Here is a 15,267-nt window from a genome sequence, read left to right as displayed (position 1 = left end):
GTCAGCCGGGCCATATTGTCAGTCGGCCTTGGTGTCGCTGGCCTTTTTGGTGGTCCGCGGCTTGCGGGCCTTGGGTGCCTTGGGCGGAGCGGGGACGATCTCGAAGGCCATCGCGCCATCCTTGAGATGGACGTTGACCTCGCCGCCCTGCACGAGCTTGCCGAACAGCAGTTCCTCGGCCAGCGGCTGCTTGATCTTTTCCTGGATCAGCCGCGCCATCGGACGCGCGCCGTACAGGCGATCATAGCCCTTCTCGCACAGCCAGTCGCGCGCCGCCTGGTCGAGACGGATGTGGACGTTCTGTTCGGCCAGCTGCAGTTCGAGCTGGAGGATGAACTTGTCCACGACGCGTGCGACGACTTCGGTGCCGAGATAGGCAAACGGAACGACCGCATCCAGACGGTTGCGGAATTCGGGGGTGAACATCTTCTTCACCGCCTCGTCCGACGCATCCTCCTTGCTGACATCGCCAAAACCGATGCCTTCACGCGCCATGTCGGCAGCTCCGGCATTGGTGGTCATGATCAGTACGACATTGCGGAAGTCGACCGTCTTGCCGTGGTGATCGGTCAGCTTGCCGTTGTCCATCACCTGCAGCAGGATGTTGAACAGATCGGGGTGCGCCTTTTCGATCTCGTCGAGCAACAGCACGCAATGCGGCTGCTGGTCGATCGCATCGGTGAGCAGGCCGCCCTGATCATAGCCGACATAGCCCGGAGGCGCGCCGATCAGCCGCGAGACCGAGTGCCGCTCCATATATTCCGACATGTCGAAACGCTGCAGCGGAATACCCATGATGCTGGCGAGCTGCCGGGCAACCTCGGTCTTGCCGACGCCGGTGGGGCCGGAGAACAGATAGTTGCCGATCGGCTTGTCCGGATCGCGCAGGCCCGCACGGCTCAGCTTGATCGCGCTGGACAGCACCTCGATCGCCTTGTTCTGGCCGAACACGACGCGCTTGAGGTCGCGGTCGAGATGCTCGAGCACCTTCTTGTCGTCCTTCGACACCGACTTGGGCGGGATGCGTGCCATCGTCGCGATCACGCTTTCGATCTCGCGCGCGGTGATGATCTTGCGCCGCTTGTTGGGCGGAACCAGCATCTGCATCGCGCCGACTTCGTCGATCACGTCGATCGCCTTGTCGGGCAGCTTGCGGTCGTTGATGTAGCGCGCCGAAAGCTCGACCGCGGTCTTGATTGCCTCAGGCGTGTACTTGACCTTGTGGTGATCCTCGAACGCGCTGCGCAGACCCTTGAGGATCTTGATCGTGTCCTCGATCGTCGGCTCGTTGACGTCGATCTTCTGGAACCGGCGCAGCAAGGCGCGGTCCTTTTCGAAGTGGTTGCGGAACTCCTTGTAGGTGGTCGAGCCGATGCAGCGGATCGTGCCGCCCGACAGAGCCGGCTTCAAGAGGTTCGAGGCATCCATCGCGCCGCCGCTGGTGGCGCCAGCGCCGATCACGGTGTGGATCTCGTCGATGAACAGCACCGCGTGCGGCATCTTCTCGAGCTCGGAGACGACCTGCTTGAGCCGCTCCTCGAAGTCGCCGCGATAGCGGGTGCCGGCGAGCAGCGCGCCCATGTCGAGCGAGTAGATCACCGCCTTTTCGAGCACTTCGGGGACATCGCCCTCGACGATCTTGCGCGCCAGGCCCTCGGCGATCGCGGTCTTGCCGACGCCGGGGTCACCCACATAGAGCGGGTTGTTCTTGGAACGACGGCACAGGATCTGGATCGTGCGATCGACCTCGGGACCACGACCGATCAGCGGATCGATCTTGCCCGCCATCGCGCGCGCATTCAGGTTGACGGTGAACTGGTCGAGCGCACTGTCCTTCTTCTGCTTGCCCGAGGTGTCCTGCTTTTCTTCCTGCGGCTCCTCGCTGCCGCGCGGGCTGCGCTGCTCGACCGCCTGGCCGCCCTTGCCGATGCCGTGGCTGATATAGCTCACCGCATCGAGACGGCTCATGTCCTGCTGCTGCAGGAAATAGACGGCGTAGCTCTCGCGCTCGGAGAACAGCGCCACCAGCACGTTGGCGCCGGTGACGACATCCTTGCCCGAGGACTGGACGTGGAGGATCGCGCGCTGAACGACGCGCTGGAAGCCGGAAGTCGGCGCCGGATCGGTCTTTTCGGCGACCTTGAGCGAGTCCAGCTCGTTGTCGAGATAGTGCGTTACCGCATCACCCAGCTCGCCAAGGTCCACGCCGCAGGCCTGCATGACCTGCGCGGCATCGGCATCGTCGATAAGCGCGAGCAGCAGATGCTCCAGCGTGGCATATTCATGGCGGCGGTCGGCGGCATTATGCAGCGCCTGGTGCAGCGTTTTTTCGAGGGATTCGGCAAAGGACGGCATAGCAGCGATACTCCGCGCCGGGCGGAAGGCCCGGTCTTTCAATCAGTGTGCCCGGAAAAAGAGCCGGGCCTCTTTGGTCAAGCGCCTCATTGCCAATGCCCCAAGTCCACTCCGGGGCGCTTCCACCTGATAATATAGGCGAGTGTCTCGCCAAATCCAGCCGGGCGCAAGCCCAAGCTCAAGAATAATACCAGCAAGGACCATGCCACATGGGAAGGGGCCGTTTTCGGGTATGTCGGCAGCGTCCGCTCAAAGCGGGGTGCTGCAGCTAGCTCTTGCGGAACAGCGCCTCGGCACTGGCGCGGTGGCGCGTGGCAAAGGCCTTGCGCGCCTCGCAGCGCGCGATTTCGGCGCGGCAAAGCGCGATCCGGGCGTCGAGCTCGTCCAGCGAATAGGCATCGACATCCTCGCTGCCCAGTTTCTGGGCAGCATCGGCGCGCAGCCGGGAGAGGCTCTCATCGGGTTCCATCGGAGCTTAGTGTTGACCCGGACAGGCTAACTGTCAATATGACCGGGCGCTAATCCGCTGACGGCGCACGCAAACAGGGGGCAAGGCATGTCGGCTTTGGCAACAGCCACAGTGATACCAACGGTCATGCAGGCCATCGACTATGCCGAGCCCGGCGGGCCGGAGGTGCTGGTGGCGGTCGAGATGCCGGTTCCAGTCCCTGCGCAGGGCGAGGTGCTGGTTCGCGTGGAAGCCGCTGGCGTCAACCGCCCCGATGTCATCCAGCGCCAAGGCTTCTACCCGCCCCCGCCGGGCGCTCCGCATGTTCCCGGGCTGGAAATCGCAGGCACCGTGGTCGCGGTCGGACCCGATACGGACGATGCGATGATCGGCCAGCCGGTCTGCGCCCTGGTCGCAGGCGGCGGCTATGCCGAATATTGCGTCGCGCGCGCCAACCATTGCCTGACCGTTCCGTCGGGCATCTCGATGGCAGAGGCTGCAGCGCTCCCCGAAACACTGTTTACCGTGTGGCACAACCTGTTCCAGCGCGGCTATGCCCGCGATGGCGAGACCGTATTGGTGCATGGCGGCACCAGCGGCATCGGATCGATGGCGATCATGCTGGGCAAGCTTTTCGACCTCAAGGTCATCGTCACCTGCGGCAGCGACGACAAATGCGCCGCAGCGCTGAAGATCGGCGCGGCGCATGCGATCAACTACAAGACGCATGATTTCGTCGAGGAGGTGAAGACGCTCACCGGCGGCAAGGGCGTCGAGATCGTGCTCGACATGGTCGGCGGCAGCTATTTGCCGCGCAACATGGCGTGCCTGGCCGATGATGGCCGCAACGTCACCATCGCGGTGCAGGGCGGCATGAAGGCCGAGATTTCGGTGCTGGAGATCATGCGTCGCCGCCTGACGCTGACCGGATCGACTCTGCGCCCGCGCTCGAACAGCTTCAAGGCGCTGCTCGCCGACGAGATTTCACGCGAGGTGTGGCCGCTCGTCGCCACCGGCGAGCTCAGCCCGATTATCCACAGCCGCTATCCGCTGCGCGACGCCGCCAAGGCGCATGCGCAGATGGAATCGGGTGATCTGGTCGGCAAGATCGTGCTCGAGATCGGCTGACCGCGTCCGCCGGGCCTCCTTACCGCTCAATACCCTGCCGTGGTATCGCCCGGATCGATCATCGGCGCGCCGAAGTTATCGGTCGGCTCGCCATATTCATCGGGCTTGCCATAGTCGCGTTCGCCATAGCCTTTGGGTTTCGACGGTCCGCCATTGCCACCGAACGCGTCCAGCATCGCGCGGTTGAGCGATTGCGTCATGCCGGGGTTGGTGGCGATCGCCACCAGATCGAGCACGCCGTTGAAGGTTCGCCCGGACTCGCGATAGCTCATGTCGCGGTCGAGGTCTGTCGCCACATCGCGCACCGCCTCTTCGAGGATCCCGGCGACCCTGTCTTCCGACACGACCAGCCGGGTGTTGCGGACGTCCTTCACCGGAGCGACATCGACCGTTGCGCGGATCACCGTCTTGCCCGGATCATCCCCCGGCACGAAGCTCAGCGTGATCGTCGAGCCGTCGGAATCGGCACTGGAAGGGACATGCCAGGTGATCGCCTTGCCATCCTCGCGGGTGATCACGACATCCTTGTCGAGCGACATCAGCTCGGAATCGCGCAGCGCCGAGCCATAGCCAGTTGCGGTGTTGAAGGCGGAATAGACCAGCTGCGGGCTATCGTTGACGGTGACCGAAAAGTCCTCGGTCCCTCCGTTGACACCGGACAGGCCCCCCGCCAATCCGCCTGCGCCGACGATCAGCCCGAACATGATGGTCAATGGCCTCATGGACACACTCCGCCTGCTGTTTGCTCGCCGGGGATAATTCAGACGCGTAAAGAAATGGTGATCGCACCTGCCGACATAGGCTGTGCCGGACCGGAACATTTGCCCTTCTTGTCACAAAGCCGTCATCGCTATGCGATTCCAGATGTCACATTAAACGCCCATTGGCGTGGTCCCGAGGGAAAAACTTTTCCGCACGGGAGCATCAACCGGCATGGCACTGGACGACTTCAGCAATCAGATCAGCGCGTTGATCGATGGTCACGGCAGCAGCGGGGTCGGAGGCGGTTTCGACAATGTCGCAGGCTTCCCCGATGGCCAGCCCTATACCCCCGAACCCCCGCTCGAGGCGCGCCGCCGCTATCGGACGATCTGGATTTCGGACGTGCATCTGGGTACCAAGGGCTGCAACGCAAGCCTGCTGATCGATTTCCTCGACCATGTCGACAGCGACACCATGTATCTGGTGGGCGACATCATCGATGGCTGGCGGCTGAAGAAGAAGTTCTACTGGCCGCCCGCGCACAACGATATCGTCTGGCGCATCCTGAAGCGCGCCAAGCGCGGCACGCGGATCGTCTACATCCCCGGAAACCATGACGAGATGTTCCGACAGTTTTCCGGGCTGAACTTCGGCGGGGTCGAGATTCGCCGCGCGGCGTTCCACGAGACCGCCGATGGCAGGCGGCTGATGGTGCTGCACGGCGACGAATTCGACACCATCATGCTCGCGCACCGCTGGCTCGCGTTCGTCGGCGACACGCTCTACCACGCGCTGATGGGGATGAACCTGTGGGTCAACTGGGTCCGCCAGCGGCTGGGCCTGTCCTATTGGTCGCTGTCCAAGATGGCCAAGCACAAGGTCAAGAATGCGGTCGAGTTCATCTCGCGCTTCGAGGAGCTGGTCGCGCGCGCCGCATCCGAGCGCGGCGTGGACGGGGTGGTGTGCGGGCATATCCACACTGCCGACATCCGCACCATCGGCGGGGTCGAATACTATAACGACGGCGACTGGGTGGAGGGCTGTACCGCCTTGGTCGAGCATTTCGACGGGCGGATGGAGGTGCTGCACTGGGCCGACATCATGGCCGAGCGCCAGGCCGCCGAGACCGACCAGCAGGCGCGCGGCGCCTTGCAGCCCCAGGCCGCGTGAGCATGGGCAGCCTCGCCAGAAGCGCTGGCGTGAAAATCGCGATCGTCACCGATGCCTGGTCGCCGCAGGTCAATGGCGTGGTGCGCACGCTGACCTCGGTCACCGACCGGCTGCGTGCGCTGGGCCACGACGTGCTGGTGATATCGCCCGATCAATATGCCTCAATCCCCTGCCCCTCCTACCCGGAAATCCGGCTGGCGCTGGCGACGCGGCACGGCGTGGGCACGCGGCTCACCGATTTTGCCCCCGATGCGGTGCACATCGCCACCGAAGGGCCGCTGGGCATCGCCGCGCGGCGTTTCTGCCTGAACCATGGCTATCCCTTTACCACCGCCTATCACACCCAGTTTCCCGATTATCTCGCGCGGCGCACGGGGCTTCCCGCCAGCGTCTTCTGGCCGTTCATCCGCTGGTTCCACGCGCCGGCCACCGCAATCCTGGTGTCGACCGAGACGGTGCGCGCACAGTTGCGCGCGCAGGGGCTGCACCAGCTGGTGCACTGGGGTCGCGGCGTGGACCTCGCCTGCTTCACCCCGTCCGCGCCCGTGCCTGCGCTCTATGCCGACCTCCCCCGGCCGATCCAGCTCTATGTCGGCCGCGTTGCGGTGGAGAAGAACATCGAGGCGTTCCTCGCCAGCGAGCACCCCGGATCCAGGGTGGTGGTGGGCGACGGCCCGGCGCGAGAGGCCCTGGCGCGCGCCTATCCGCACGCGCACTTTGTCGGCGCGCAAACGGGCGCCGCGCTGGCGGGCTTTTATGCGGGCGCCGATGTGTTCGTCTTCCCCAGCCGCACCGATACCTTCGGGCTGGTGATGATCGAGGCGATGGCCTGCGGCACCCCGGTCGCCGCCTATCCCGTCTCGGGCCCGCTCGATGTGCTGGCGTCGGCATCGGGGGTGATGGATGAGGACCTCACCCGGGCGATTGCGGGCGCGCTGCGGCTCGACCGCCAGGCCTGTGCCCGCGCCGGGCGCAGCTTCACCTGGGAAGCGAGCACCCGCCAGTTCCTGAACGCGCTGGTCCCGATCACAGCACCGGTCGCGCTGGCGGCATGAAGGTGGCCGCGACGTCAAAAGCGCCTGGCTGGAGATAGCATTTGGCAACCGTCGCTGTTTGTCGTACGTTCGATTCGGGTCGCCCGTTAGGTTTTTTCACCAAAAACAGGGGCGAATATGACCATCAAATGGATTTTGCAGACCGCACTGCCGTGCGCGCTCATGGTGGGCGCGGTCACCTTTGCAGGCCATCAGGCGCTTGAGGCGGCCGATCACTTCGATCCGCCTGCGCGCACGGGATCGGACACCAACACCGTCGGGTTTGATGTCGCTGCGGATATCTCCGACCTGTTTGCCTTTCACGACGTGACCAACGTTTATGTGGCAATCGGATTTGGCGGCCCCTCCGCCACCAATCTGCCGGGCTTTTACGATCCCGACGTTCTCTACACGATCAATGTATCGAACACCGGCACGCGCACCGACATCGAGATCCCGATCGAAATCCGGTTCGGCCGCGACGGTGTGAACCCGGGCATCGAGGTGCGCAATCTGCCCGGGGCCGGCCCATTGCGCGGTCCGGTTGAGCGCAACCTGATGACCAACAACGGCATCACTGTGCGCGCAGGCGTGTTTGACGACCCGTTCAATTTCGATCCGCAGGGGCTGCGCGACTCGCGCGCTACCGGCAACCTGTCGTTCAGCAACACTCGCAACCGGTTCGCCAACCTCAACACGACCTTTGTCGTTATCGCGATTCCGCGCGGATTGATCGATCGCGGCCAGCCGCTCGACATCTGGACGTCGTCCGCACGGATCAGGAGCTGATCGCCATGGCACGTATCCCATCCTCGCTCGCGCTCGCCGGAGTCCTGGCAGCATCCGCCCTGCTCGCCGGTTGCGGCAGCAATGACCCGGTCGAAAACGCCGTTGTCGTACCGCCGGTTGCCGTGGCACCGACGCCGACCCCAACGCCCACACCGACGCCCACCCCGGTTCCTACCAGCTTCAACGTCACCCCCTGCCTCAACCAGACTGTCGTCCCCGGCCGCACGGTGGCCAACCTGGTGGTGCCCGACGTGCTGCAGATGGATCTCAACCAGCCTGCGGGCTTTCCCAATGGCCGCCGGTTTCTCGATCCGGTGGTCGATGTGACGCTCGCGGTGATCTTCCTCGATCTTGCACGGCATCCGGCCACCACTTTCGCAGCGATTCCGGTCAACCCGAACCGGGCCGACCAGCCGCTGCTCACTACCTTCCCGTTCCTGGCAGCGCCGCTGGGCGCTCCGCCGACATCGGGCGGCGCAGGCACCAACTTCACCTTCCGCACCGACCTGCCTTCGGCCTACACCCGGGTCGACAGGGCTGGCATGCCGGCGGTGTCGACCGCGCTGATATCGGGCAACCCCAACAAGAACAGCTATAACGACGACACCCCGACGATCGACGCGACCGGCAAATGGGTGCCCGAACTGTCGGGCACTCTCACCATCCTGACCAATGCGCTGGCCGATGATTTCACCCGGCTGGGGCTGAGCCTGTGCGCCAGACCCAGTTGAGATGCAGACAGCACGCTTGAACGGCCCGGGCATCGTCCCGGTGCTGGCCGCGCTGAAATGGTGGATCTTGGCGGCGATGGTGATCGGTGCGCTGTGGGCCACCGAGCGCTTCACCGCCGACGATGCGACCCCCGAGGCCATCGCCTGGGGGGAATCGCCCTTTTCCGGCGAGGGCCCGCCACGCACCTATCGCAATGCCATCGAGCGATCGGACCGGGCCATCATCCATGCGCGCGCGGCTGCACAGGCGGCTCCCGACAAGTGGCTGATGCACGAGATCCACGCGAGCGAGGTGCTGGCGCGGGCACAGCTGTCGGGGTCCTATGACGACTACGCTGCCGCGCGCCAGGCGCTAGAGGCCGCGTTCAAAGTGGCGGTGCAGGGCAGCGGGCCGCATCTGATGCAGGCCTCGCTCGATTTCAGCATGCACCGGCTGCCACAGGCGCAGGCCCAGCTCGCTGCGATCGATGGCTATGCCGTCCCGCCCGAATCGGGCGATCGCGCCGAGATTGCCGCGATGCGCGGCGACATCGCCTTTTACAGTGGCGACTATCAGGCTGCGCTCGCGCTTTACGATCAGGCCGACGCATTGGTCCCCGGCTCGGCGAGCTTCCGCCGCGCGATCTTCGCTGCGCGGACCGGCGATGTCGATCAGGCCGATGCCTATCTGGTCGAGGCCGAGCGTGCGTATCGCTCGCCCACCCCGCAGACGCGGTCCTATATGGAATTGCAGCGCGGCATTCTCGATCTCGATCGCGGGCGGCTCAACGAGGCGATGAGCCATTTCAGAAAGGCCGACGCGCTGTTTCCGGGCCGCTGGCTGATCGAGGAGCATATCGCCGAGGTATTGAACCTGCAGGGCAAGACGGCGAAATCCGAGGCCTTGTACCGCGACATCGTCCGTCGCACCGGCCACCCCGAATTCATCGACGCTCTGGCGGGTATAGCCGAGGCGCGCGGCGACACCGCCGAGGCGAAACGCCTCTACGCCCGGTCCTGGGCGATCTGGACCAAAAGGCTGCAGCAGTTCCCGCAGGCGACCTATGGCCATGCGATCGACCATTGCATCGCGCGGCAGGACTGGGCCTGTGCATTGACATTGGCGCAGCGCAACCATGAAGCGCGCCCGTATGGCGAGGCCAAGATCGCGCTCGCCCGCGCATTGCTCGGCAACGGACAGGTGGTGCAGGCGCGCACGCTGATCGTGCAGGTGCTCGCCTCGCGCTGGCGCACGCCCGATCTGCACGCCGCCGCTGCCGACATCTACCAAGCCAGCGGCATGGCCGAAAAGGCCGCAGAACAGCGCCGCCGCGCGCGGGCGCTGAACCCGCTGGCGTGAAGCAGCGCACGGCGCGGGATGCGCTTGGCTGATGCACGGCGCGATCGAACCGGCTAGTCTTGCGCCATGACCACAACCCGCAATCCTGCCGGGCAGCACGATCAGGTAACCTTCGATTTCTATGCGCACGAAGCGAGCGCCTATGTCGGTACGGGACAGGAACAGCCCTGCGCATGCGCGTACAGCTTGCTCCACGCCGCGCTTTGTCATATACGCTGCCTGTTACACGGCCACCCCGCAAGGGGTGGCCATATTTTTTGGAGAAACGCGCATGTCTGCCAACCCCCAGCCGCTGATGCCGCACGCCACCGCATCCTGGATGGTCGACAATACCGGCCTCAGCTTCGAACAGATTGCCGATTTCTGCGGCCTGCACATCCTGGAAGTCCAGGCGATGGCCGATGACCTCGCCAGTTCGAAGTACACCGGTCGCGATCCGGTGCGCGCGGGCGAACTGCTGCTCAGCGAAATCGAAAAGGGCCAGGCCGATCCCGAGTATCGCCTGAAGATCCAGGTCGGCCCGGCGCAGGTGCGCCGCACCAAGGGTCCGCGCTATACGCCGGTTTCCAAGCGCCAGGATAAGCCCGATGGCATCGCCTGGATCCTGCGCAACCACCCCGAGATTTCGGACGCACAGGTCGGCAAGCTGATCGGCACCACGCGCAACACCATCGCCGCGATCCGCGACCGCAGCCACTGGAACATCTCGAACATCCAGCCCAAGGACCCGGTGACGCTGGGCCTGTGCTCGCAGCGCGAGCTCGATGCGATCGTCGCCAAGGCCGCCAAGAAGGCCGGGATCACCGAAGAAGTGCAGACCGACACCCGTCTGGGCGGTGACCGCGAGGCGCTGATCGAGGAGCTGCGCGCCGAACGCAGCGCCGCCAACAAGGCCGCCGAGGATGCCGCGCGCGAAGCGGAGATCGAATCGGCGCTGCTCGCCGGAACGGAAAGCCGGCCCGAAGGCGACCACGCCTGATGGAGGGCCTGGCGCCGGACGCACTGGTACCGGACGCATTGACCCCGGACGCCCTCGCTACGCGCGCCGGGCCGCCCGCCTACGATGCCTCACTCGCCGATCATGGTCTGGAGGCGAAGGAATTCCGCGGGCTGACCTATCCGCTGGGCGATCATGCGCCTGGCTATGGCGAATATTTCGCGATTGCGCCGGGGCTGGGCTGGACCCGCCTCCCCGTCCCCGGGCCGCTCGACCATATCAACATCTGGCTGCTCGACGATTGCGACGAGCAGGGTGATGGCGTCGCGATCGTCGATACCGGCCTGTACATGCCCGAATCGACCGACGCGTGGAAATCGCTGTTCGCAAGCGGCCTGCAGGGCCGGCGGATCACCCGCGTGTTCGTCACCCATTTCCACCCCGATCATGTCGGCGCCGCCGGCTGGCTGTGCCGCCGTTTCGGTATCGGGCTGTGGATGAACCGCACCGAATGGCTGATGGCGCGGATGCTGACATCCGATGTCCGAGCCGAACCGCCCGAAGAAGCGCTCGACCAGATGCGCATGGCGGGCTGGGACGATGCCCGCATCGAACAGATGCGTCAGAAGGGCTGGGGCAATTTCGCGCGGATGGTCTCGGAAGTGCCGGTCAGCCACACAAGGCTCGACGATGGCGCGGATGTCGCCATCGGCGCGCGCACCTGGACAGTGATGACCGGCGGCGGCCACACCCCCGAGCATGCGTGTCTGGTCGACCGCGAAGGCCAGGTGGTGATCGCCGGAGACCAGATCCTGCCGCGGATCACCTCCAACGTCTCGGTGATGATTAGCGAACCGCATGCCGACCCGCTGCGCGAGTGGCTTGACAGCATCGCCAAGTTCAGGGCCGCGCTCAGCGGTGACGAACTCATCCTGCCCGCCCACGGTTTTCCGTTCACCGGCGTGCACGCACGGCTCGATGCGCTGCGCGACGGGCATATCGACCGGCTGAACGTGCTCGAGGACGCGCTGAAGCAGCGCGCCATGCGCGCGGTCGACACCTTCTCGATCCTGTTCGCGCGCGAGGTGGACGACACCGTCTATGGCATCGCCACAGGCGAGGCGATGGCGCATCTGCGCTATCTGGAGTGCGCTGGCCGCGCGACCTGCACGGTGCGCGACGGCGTGGGCTGGTATTCAGCCTGAGCCTTTGTGCCGGCGTCAGATTCCAGCATACCACTCATAACCGGCTGCATCTTCCCAATAGCCGCCCCCCCCGCCATAGCTCAGGCGGTAATCGGCCACGGCCTCGATCCGGCGGATGTATTTGGCGTGCTTGTACCCCAATTGCCGCTCGACCCTGAGCCGCAGCGGCGCGCCATTGCCGATCGGCAACAGCTCGTCGTTGAGCGCCCAGGCAATCATCGTCTGCGGATGCCGCGCGTCGACCATGTCGATGCTCTCGTAATAGGGCCCGGCGCGCAGGGTATCGGCGCAGTGGAACACCAGATAGCGCGCGGACTCGCGGACCTTCACCACATCGAGCAGCGCGGCAAGGTTGACCCCGGTCCATTTGCCGATCGCGCTCCAGCCCTCGACGCAATCGTGCCGGGTGATCTGGGTCTGGCGCGGCATCGCCCTGATCTGGCCAAGCGCGAAGCGGGTGGGTTTCTCGACCAGCCCGTCGATCGCAAGCGTCCAGTCGGCAAACCCTGTCGCCGCCTGACGCCTATAGTCGGCATTGGAAGGCGTGCGCGTGCCGTTGGCGGGGACCGAGCGACCAATATCGCGCGGGCTGTACTCGCGTGCCAGCCCGTCCCGCCCCAGCAGTGCGCGCTGCACCGCCATGTTGCCGGTCTCGGCAAGCCGCAGCGTATCGCGCCAGCCCGGATTGGCGTTGATCGCATCACAGCCGGAGAGCAATCCGCCAGCGGCCACGCCCAGCGACCCGACCAGCGCGCGGCGGGTGATAATCGACGAAGGATGCTTGTCGCTCATGCCCGGTTGCCGATCGTCATGCCGCGCAGCAGCGTCAGCGGTTTGTGGATGATCACCAGCGCCACATGCACCAACAGAAATGCCATGAGCGAGAAGGCGATGATGAAGTGCAGCGAGCGCGCCGTCTGCCGACCGCCAAACAGCATGCTCGGCCAGTGCAGCGCGGCATCGGTCCCCGGCGACATCGCCAGCCCGGTGACGATCATCAGTGGCAGCGCAACGAAGATCACCGCGATATAGCTCAATTTTTGCAACGGGTTGTAAGCCTCGCCCGGCGCGGTGTGGAACTTCAGCCGGGCGTGGTCGACGATCGTTGTCCAGAGGTTGCGTGGATGCCATTCATGCCCGCGCATCGCGATCATCTTGGCGATATGCCCGTTGAACAGGCTGATGATCATGAAGGCGAGCAGCCCGAAGGCGAAGATCCATGCGAAGAAGAAATGCCAGTGCCGCGCATCGGCCAGATTGTAATCGCTGGGAATGGTTGCCCAGCCGGGAAAGGCGCGGTTGCGCACCGTGCCATCGGAATCGCTGTAGCGGCCAAGCACGCCGGTGGTGTCCAGCCTTGCCCCTCCGACCTCAAGATAGCCGCGCTGTGACTCCTGGCCAATCGCGAGCCAGGCGGGCTCGTCACGATTGCCATATTCGCCCCAGTACAGCCGGGGATGCGCGTTGAAGATCATCAGCCCGCTCATGAACAGCGTGATCAGGCTCAGCAGATTGATCCAGTGCCATGCCCGCGTCGAGAGCGCATGGTCATGCGGCGGCACGGCCTCGGGCGAAGGCTCCGCAGGTGCATTCAGGCTGGGGGGATCGGCAGGATCCATCGCGGCAATCATGCCCGTCATTCGCAGCGCGCCCCATTTGGGTTACAATCGGTGGTCATGTTGCCCTGCAGATAGAACAGGAAAGGCCCGCTGTCATGTCCACCGACGCATCCGTCATCTCGATGTCCCCCGATCCGCTCGGGGCCTATGCTATTTCGCCAGGCTGGAAGGCGGGCGGATTGCTGTTCCTCTCGGGCCAGGCCGCGATCGACGAGCAGGGTGCGATCGTGGGCGTGGGCGATTTCGATGCGCAACTCGAGGCGACCTTCGCCGCGATCGACCGCGTGCTCGCGGCGGGCGGCAGCGACCGCAACCGGATCATCAAGGTGACGATCTATCTGACTGACATGGCGAACTTCCCGGCGATCGTCGAGGCGCGGCGGCGGTATTTCACGCCGCCCTGGCCTGCCGACACGGTTGTCGAGGTTCGCGCCTTGGCATTGCCAGAATTGTTATTGGAGATTGAGGTGATAGCGGTGTGTGGTGAGGATTGAGTGAGACGCGTGGCGGCCCCGGAAGCTGGGTGCTTTCGGGGCTGGTGTTTGTTGTTGGTGTGGGTTTTGTGTGGTGTGCGAGGTTTGGAGATGGGCCCCGGATCAGGTCCGGGGCAGCGAATTGCTAAACTCGCTGTGCTCATTGAGCAATTCTGCTGGTTGCGGGAGCAGGATTTGAACCTGCGACCTTCAGGTTATGAGCCTGACGAGCTACCGGGCTGCTCCATCCCGCGCCACCAACTGAGCCCTTTTGAGGGCTGAGCCCTAGAGGGCCGAAAACCGCCCGCAGCATATTGCCGGGGGCGGTTGTTCGACGATCATGAATGGGTTTTTCCATATGCACCGGCTTCAATGCCTGGCGACGCCCTACTCTTCCAACGCTTAAGCGGTAGTACCATCGGCGCAGTCAGGTTTCACGGCCGAGTTCGAGATGGGATCGGGTGGGGCACTGACGCTATGGCCACCAAGCAATGAAGCAGGTGCATATGGTTTTTAATCGATGCGGTTATACATTCAGATTTTGAAGACGATTATTCTTGGCGAATATCCGGCTTAATCATCCTTACACCAATGTTGTCATTGATGGTGGAACTCTCAAGCGCGAACAGAGTGATTAGGACCGGTTAGCTCCATGCATTACTGCACTTCCACACCCGGCCTATCAACGTGGTGGTCTTCCACGACTCGATGATAACTTATCTTGAGGGAGGCTTCCCGCTTAGATGCTTTCAGCGGTTATCCCGTCCATACATAGCTACCCTGCTGCACTCCTGGCGGAATGACAGGTACACCAGAGGTATGTTCAACCCGGTCCTCTCGTACTAGGGTCAACTCCTCTCAATTATCGACGCCCACGGCAGATAGGGACCAAACTGTCTCGCGACGTTCTGAACCCAGCTCACGTACCACTTTAATTGGCGAACAGCCAAACCCTTGGGACCTGCTCCAGCCCCAGGATGTGATGAGCCGACATCGAGGTGCCAAACGATTCCGTCGATATGAGCTCTTGGGAATCATCAGCCTGTTATCCCCGGCGTACCTTTTATCCGTTGAGCGATGGCCCTTCCACGAGGGACCACCGGATCACTATGACCGACTTTCGTCTCTGCTCGACTCGTCAGTCTCGCAGTCAGGCGAGCTTATGCCATTGCACTCTAACAGACGGTTTCCAACCGTCCTGAGCTCACCATCGCGCGCCTCCGTTACTCTTTAGGAGGCGACCGCCCCAGTCAAACTACCCGCCACAGAGGGTCCCTGCACCGGATAACGGTGCGAGGTTAGACATCAGAAAACAACAGGGTGGTATTTCACCTATG

General features: G+C 64.0%; 14 protein-coding genes, 1 tRNA gene and 2 rRNA genes (1 of these 17 running past the window's edge). 9 read left to right on the top strand and 8 right to left on the bottom strand.

Annotated features, from left to right (window positions below; all coding sequences use genetic code 11):
- Window positions 1-18: 18 nt before the first annotated feature.
- A complete protein-coding gene (gene clpA, locus BSY18_RS16510; protein ID WP_069051227.1) occupies window positions 19-2,355 on the bottom strand; it encodes an ATP-dependent Clp protease ATP-binding subunit ClpA in 2,337 nt (778 codons plus the stop codon).
- Between the two features lie 268 nt (window positions 2,356-2,623).
- Entirely contained in the window at window positions 2,624-2,824 is a 201-nt protein-coding gene (locus BSY18_RS16505; RefSeq protein WP_054136043.1) for a DUF1192 domain-containing protein, read from the bottom strand.
- Between the two features lie 126 nt (window positions 2,825-2,950).
- On the opposite strand from BSY18_RS16505, the gene BSY18_RS16500 reads away from it, so the two are divergent.
- Window positions 2,951-3,931, top strand: coding sequence for an NAD(P)H-quinone oxidoreductase (locus BSY18_RS16500; protein WP_171900262.1), 981 nt, complete (start codon window positions 2,951-2,953; stop codon window positions 3,929-3,931).
- 26 nt (window positions 3,932-3,957) lie between these two features.
- On the opposite strand, the gene BSY18_RS16495 is transcribed toward BSY18_RS16500, so the two are convergent.
- A complete protein-coding gene (locus tag BSY18_RS16495; protein ID WP_117351945.1) occupies window positions 3,958-4,653 on the bottom strand; it encodes a hypothetical protein in 696 nt (231 codons plus the stop codon).
- Between the two features lie 211 nt (window positions 4,654-4,864).
- Here BSY18_RS16495 and BSY18_RS16490 point away from each other — a divergent pair, with 211 nt between their 5' ends.
- The 7 genes from BSY18_RS16490 to BSY18_RS16460 all read left to right on the top strand — a co-directional run bounded on the left by BSY18_RS16490 (window position 4,865) and on the right by BSY18_RS16460 (window position 11,838).
- Window positions 4,865-5,803 (top strand): UDP-2,3-diacylglucosamine diphosphatase, encoded by a 939-nt coding sequence (locus BSY18_RS16490; protein WP_082382432.1) that lies wholly within the window; start codon window positions 4,865-4,867, stop codon window positions 5,801-5,803.
- Between the two features lie 29 nt (window positions 5,804-5,832).
- Entirely contained in the window at window positions 5,833-6,858 is a 1,026-nt protein-coding gene (locus BSY18_RS16485; RefSeq protein WP_069051987.1) for a glycosyltransferase family 4 protein, read from the top strand.
- A gap of 117 nt (window positions 6,859-6,975) precedes the next feature.
- Window positions 6,976-7,626, top strand: a complete 651-nt coding sequence (locus BSY18_RS16480) for a hypothetical protein (protein ID WP_069051224.1) — start codon at window positions 6,976-6,978, stop codon at window positions 7,624-7,626.
- 5 nt (window positions 7,627-7,631) lie between these two features.
- Window positions 7,632-8,357, top strand: a complete 726-nt coding sequence (locus BSY18_RS16475; RefSeq protein WP_231684088.1) for a DUF4331 family protein — start codon at window positions 7,632-7,634, stop codon at window positions 8,355-8,357.
- Window position 8,358: 1 nt separating this feature from the next.
- Entirely contained in the window at window positions 8,359-9,696 is a 1,338-nt protein-coding gene (locus BSY18_RS16470) for a tetratricopeptide repeat protein (RefSeq protein ID WP_236823392.1), read from the top strand.
- Between the two features lie 271 nt (window positions 9,697-9,967).
- Complete coding sequence (locus tag BSY18_RS16465) at window positions 9,968-10,675, top strand: DUF1013 domain-containing protein (RefSeq protein WP_054136048.1); 708 nt, start codon at window positions 9,968-9,970, stop codon at window positions 10,673-10,675.
- Complete coding sequence (locus BSY18_RS16460; protein ID WP_083231529.1) at window positions 10,675-11,838, top strand: MBL fold metallo-hydrolase; 1,164 nt, start codon at window positions 10,675-10,677, stop codon at window positions 11,836-11,838. Before BSY18_RS16465 ends, BSY18_RS16460 begins: the two co-directional genes overlap by 1 nt.
- Before the next feature lie 15 nt (window positions 11,839-11,853).
- Here BSY18_RS16460 and BSY18_RS16455 read toward each other — a convergent pair whose 3' ends face one another.
- Together BSY18_RS16455 and BSY18_RS16450 are read right to left on the bottom strand one after the other, a co-directional pair.
- Window positions 11,854-12,630, bottom strand: a complete 777-nt coding sequence (locus BSY18_RS16455; RefSeq protein ID WP_069051223.1) for a molybdopterin-dependent oxidoreductase — start codon at window positions 12,628-12,630, stop codon at window positions 11,854-11,856.
- Window positions 12,627-13,478 carry a cytochrome b/b6 domain-containing protein gene (locus BSY18_RS16450; protein WP_083231528.1) on the bottom strand — a complete coding sequence of 284 codons (852 nt, stop codon included), beginning with the start codon at window positions 13,476-13,478 and terminating at the stop codon, window positions 12,627-12,629. The genes BSY18_RS16455 and BSY18_RS16450 overlap by 4 nt, the downstream gene beginning before the upstream one ends.
- Before the next feature lie 74 nt (window positions 13,479-13,552).
- Here BSY18_RS16450 and BSY18_RS16445 point away from each other — a divergent pair, with 74 nt between their 5' ends.
- Window positions 13,553-13,951 (top strand): RidA family protein, encoded by a 399-nt coding sequence (locus BSY18_RS16445; protein WP_069051222.1) that lies wholly within the window; start codon window positions 13,553-13,555, stop codon window positions 13,949-13,951.
- 156 nt (window positions 13,952-14,107) lie between these two features.
- Here the strand turns inward: BSY18_RS16445 and BSY18_RS16440 are convergent.
- From BSY18_RS16440 to BSY18_RS16430, 3 genes are all read right to left on the bottom strand, one after another.
- Window positions 14,108-14,184: transfer RNA gene (locus BSY18_RS16440), tRNA-Met, on the bottom strand.
- Between the two features lie 120 nt (window positions 14,185-14,304).
- Window positions 14,305-14,419, bottom strand: a 5S ribosomal RNA gene (gene rrf, locus BSY18_RS16435).
- 125 nt (window positions 14,420-14,544) lie between these two features.
- Window positions 14,545-15,267, bottom strand: a 23S ribosomal RNA gene (locus tag BSY18_RS16430); it runs 2,069 nt beyond the window's last position.

It is taken from the genome of Blastomonas sp. RAC04, assembly GCF_001713435.1.
GTDB classification, from domain to species: Bacteria; Pseudomonadota; Alphaproteobacteria; order Sphingomonadales; family Sphingomonadaceae; genus Blastomonas; species Blastomonas fulva.
Note: the sequence above shows the minus strand (reverse complement) of the source record. Positions and strands in the feature narration are given on the sequence as shown.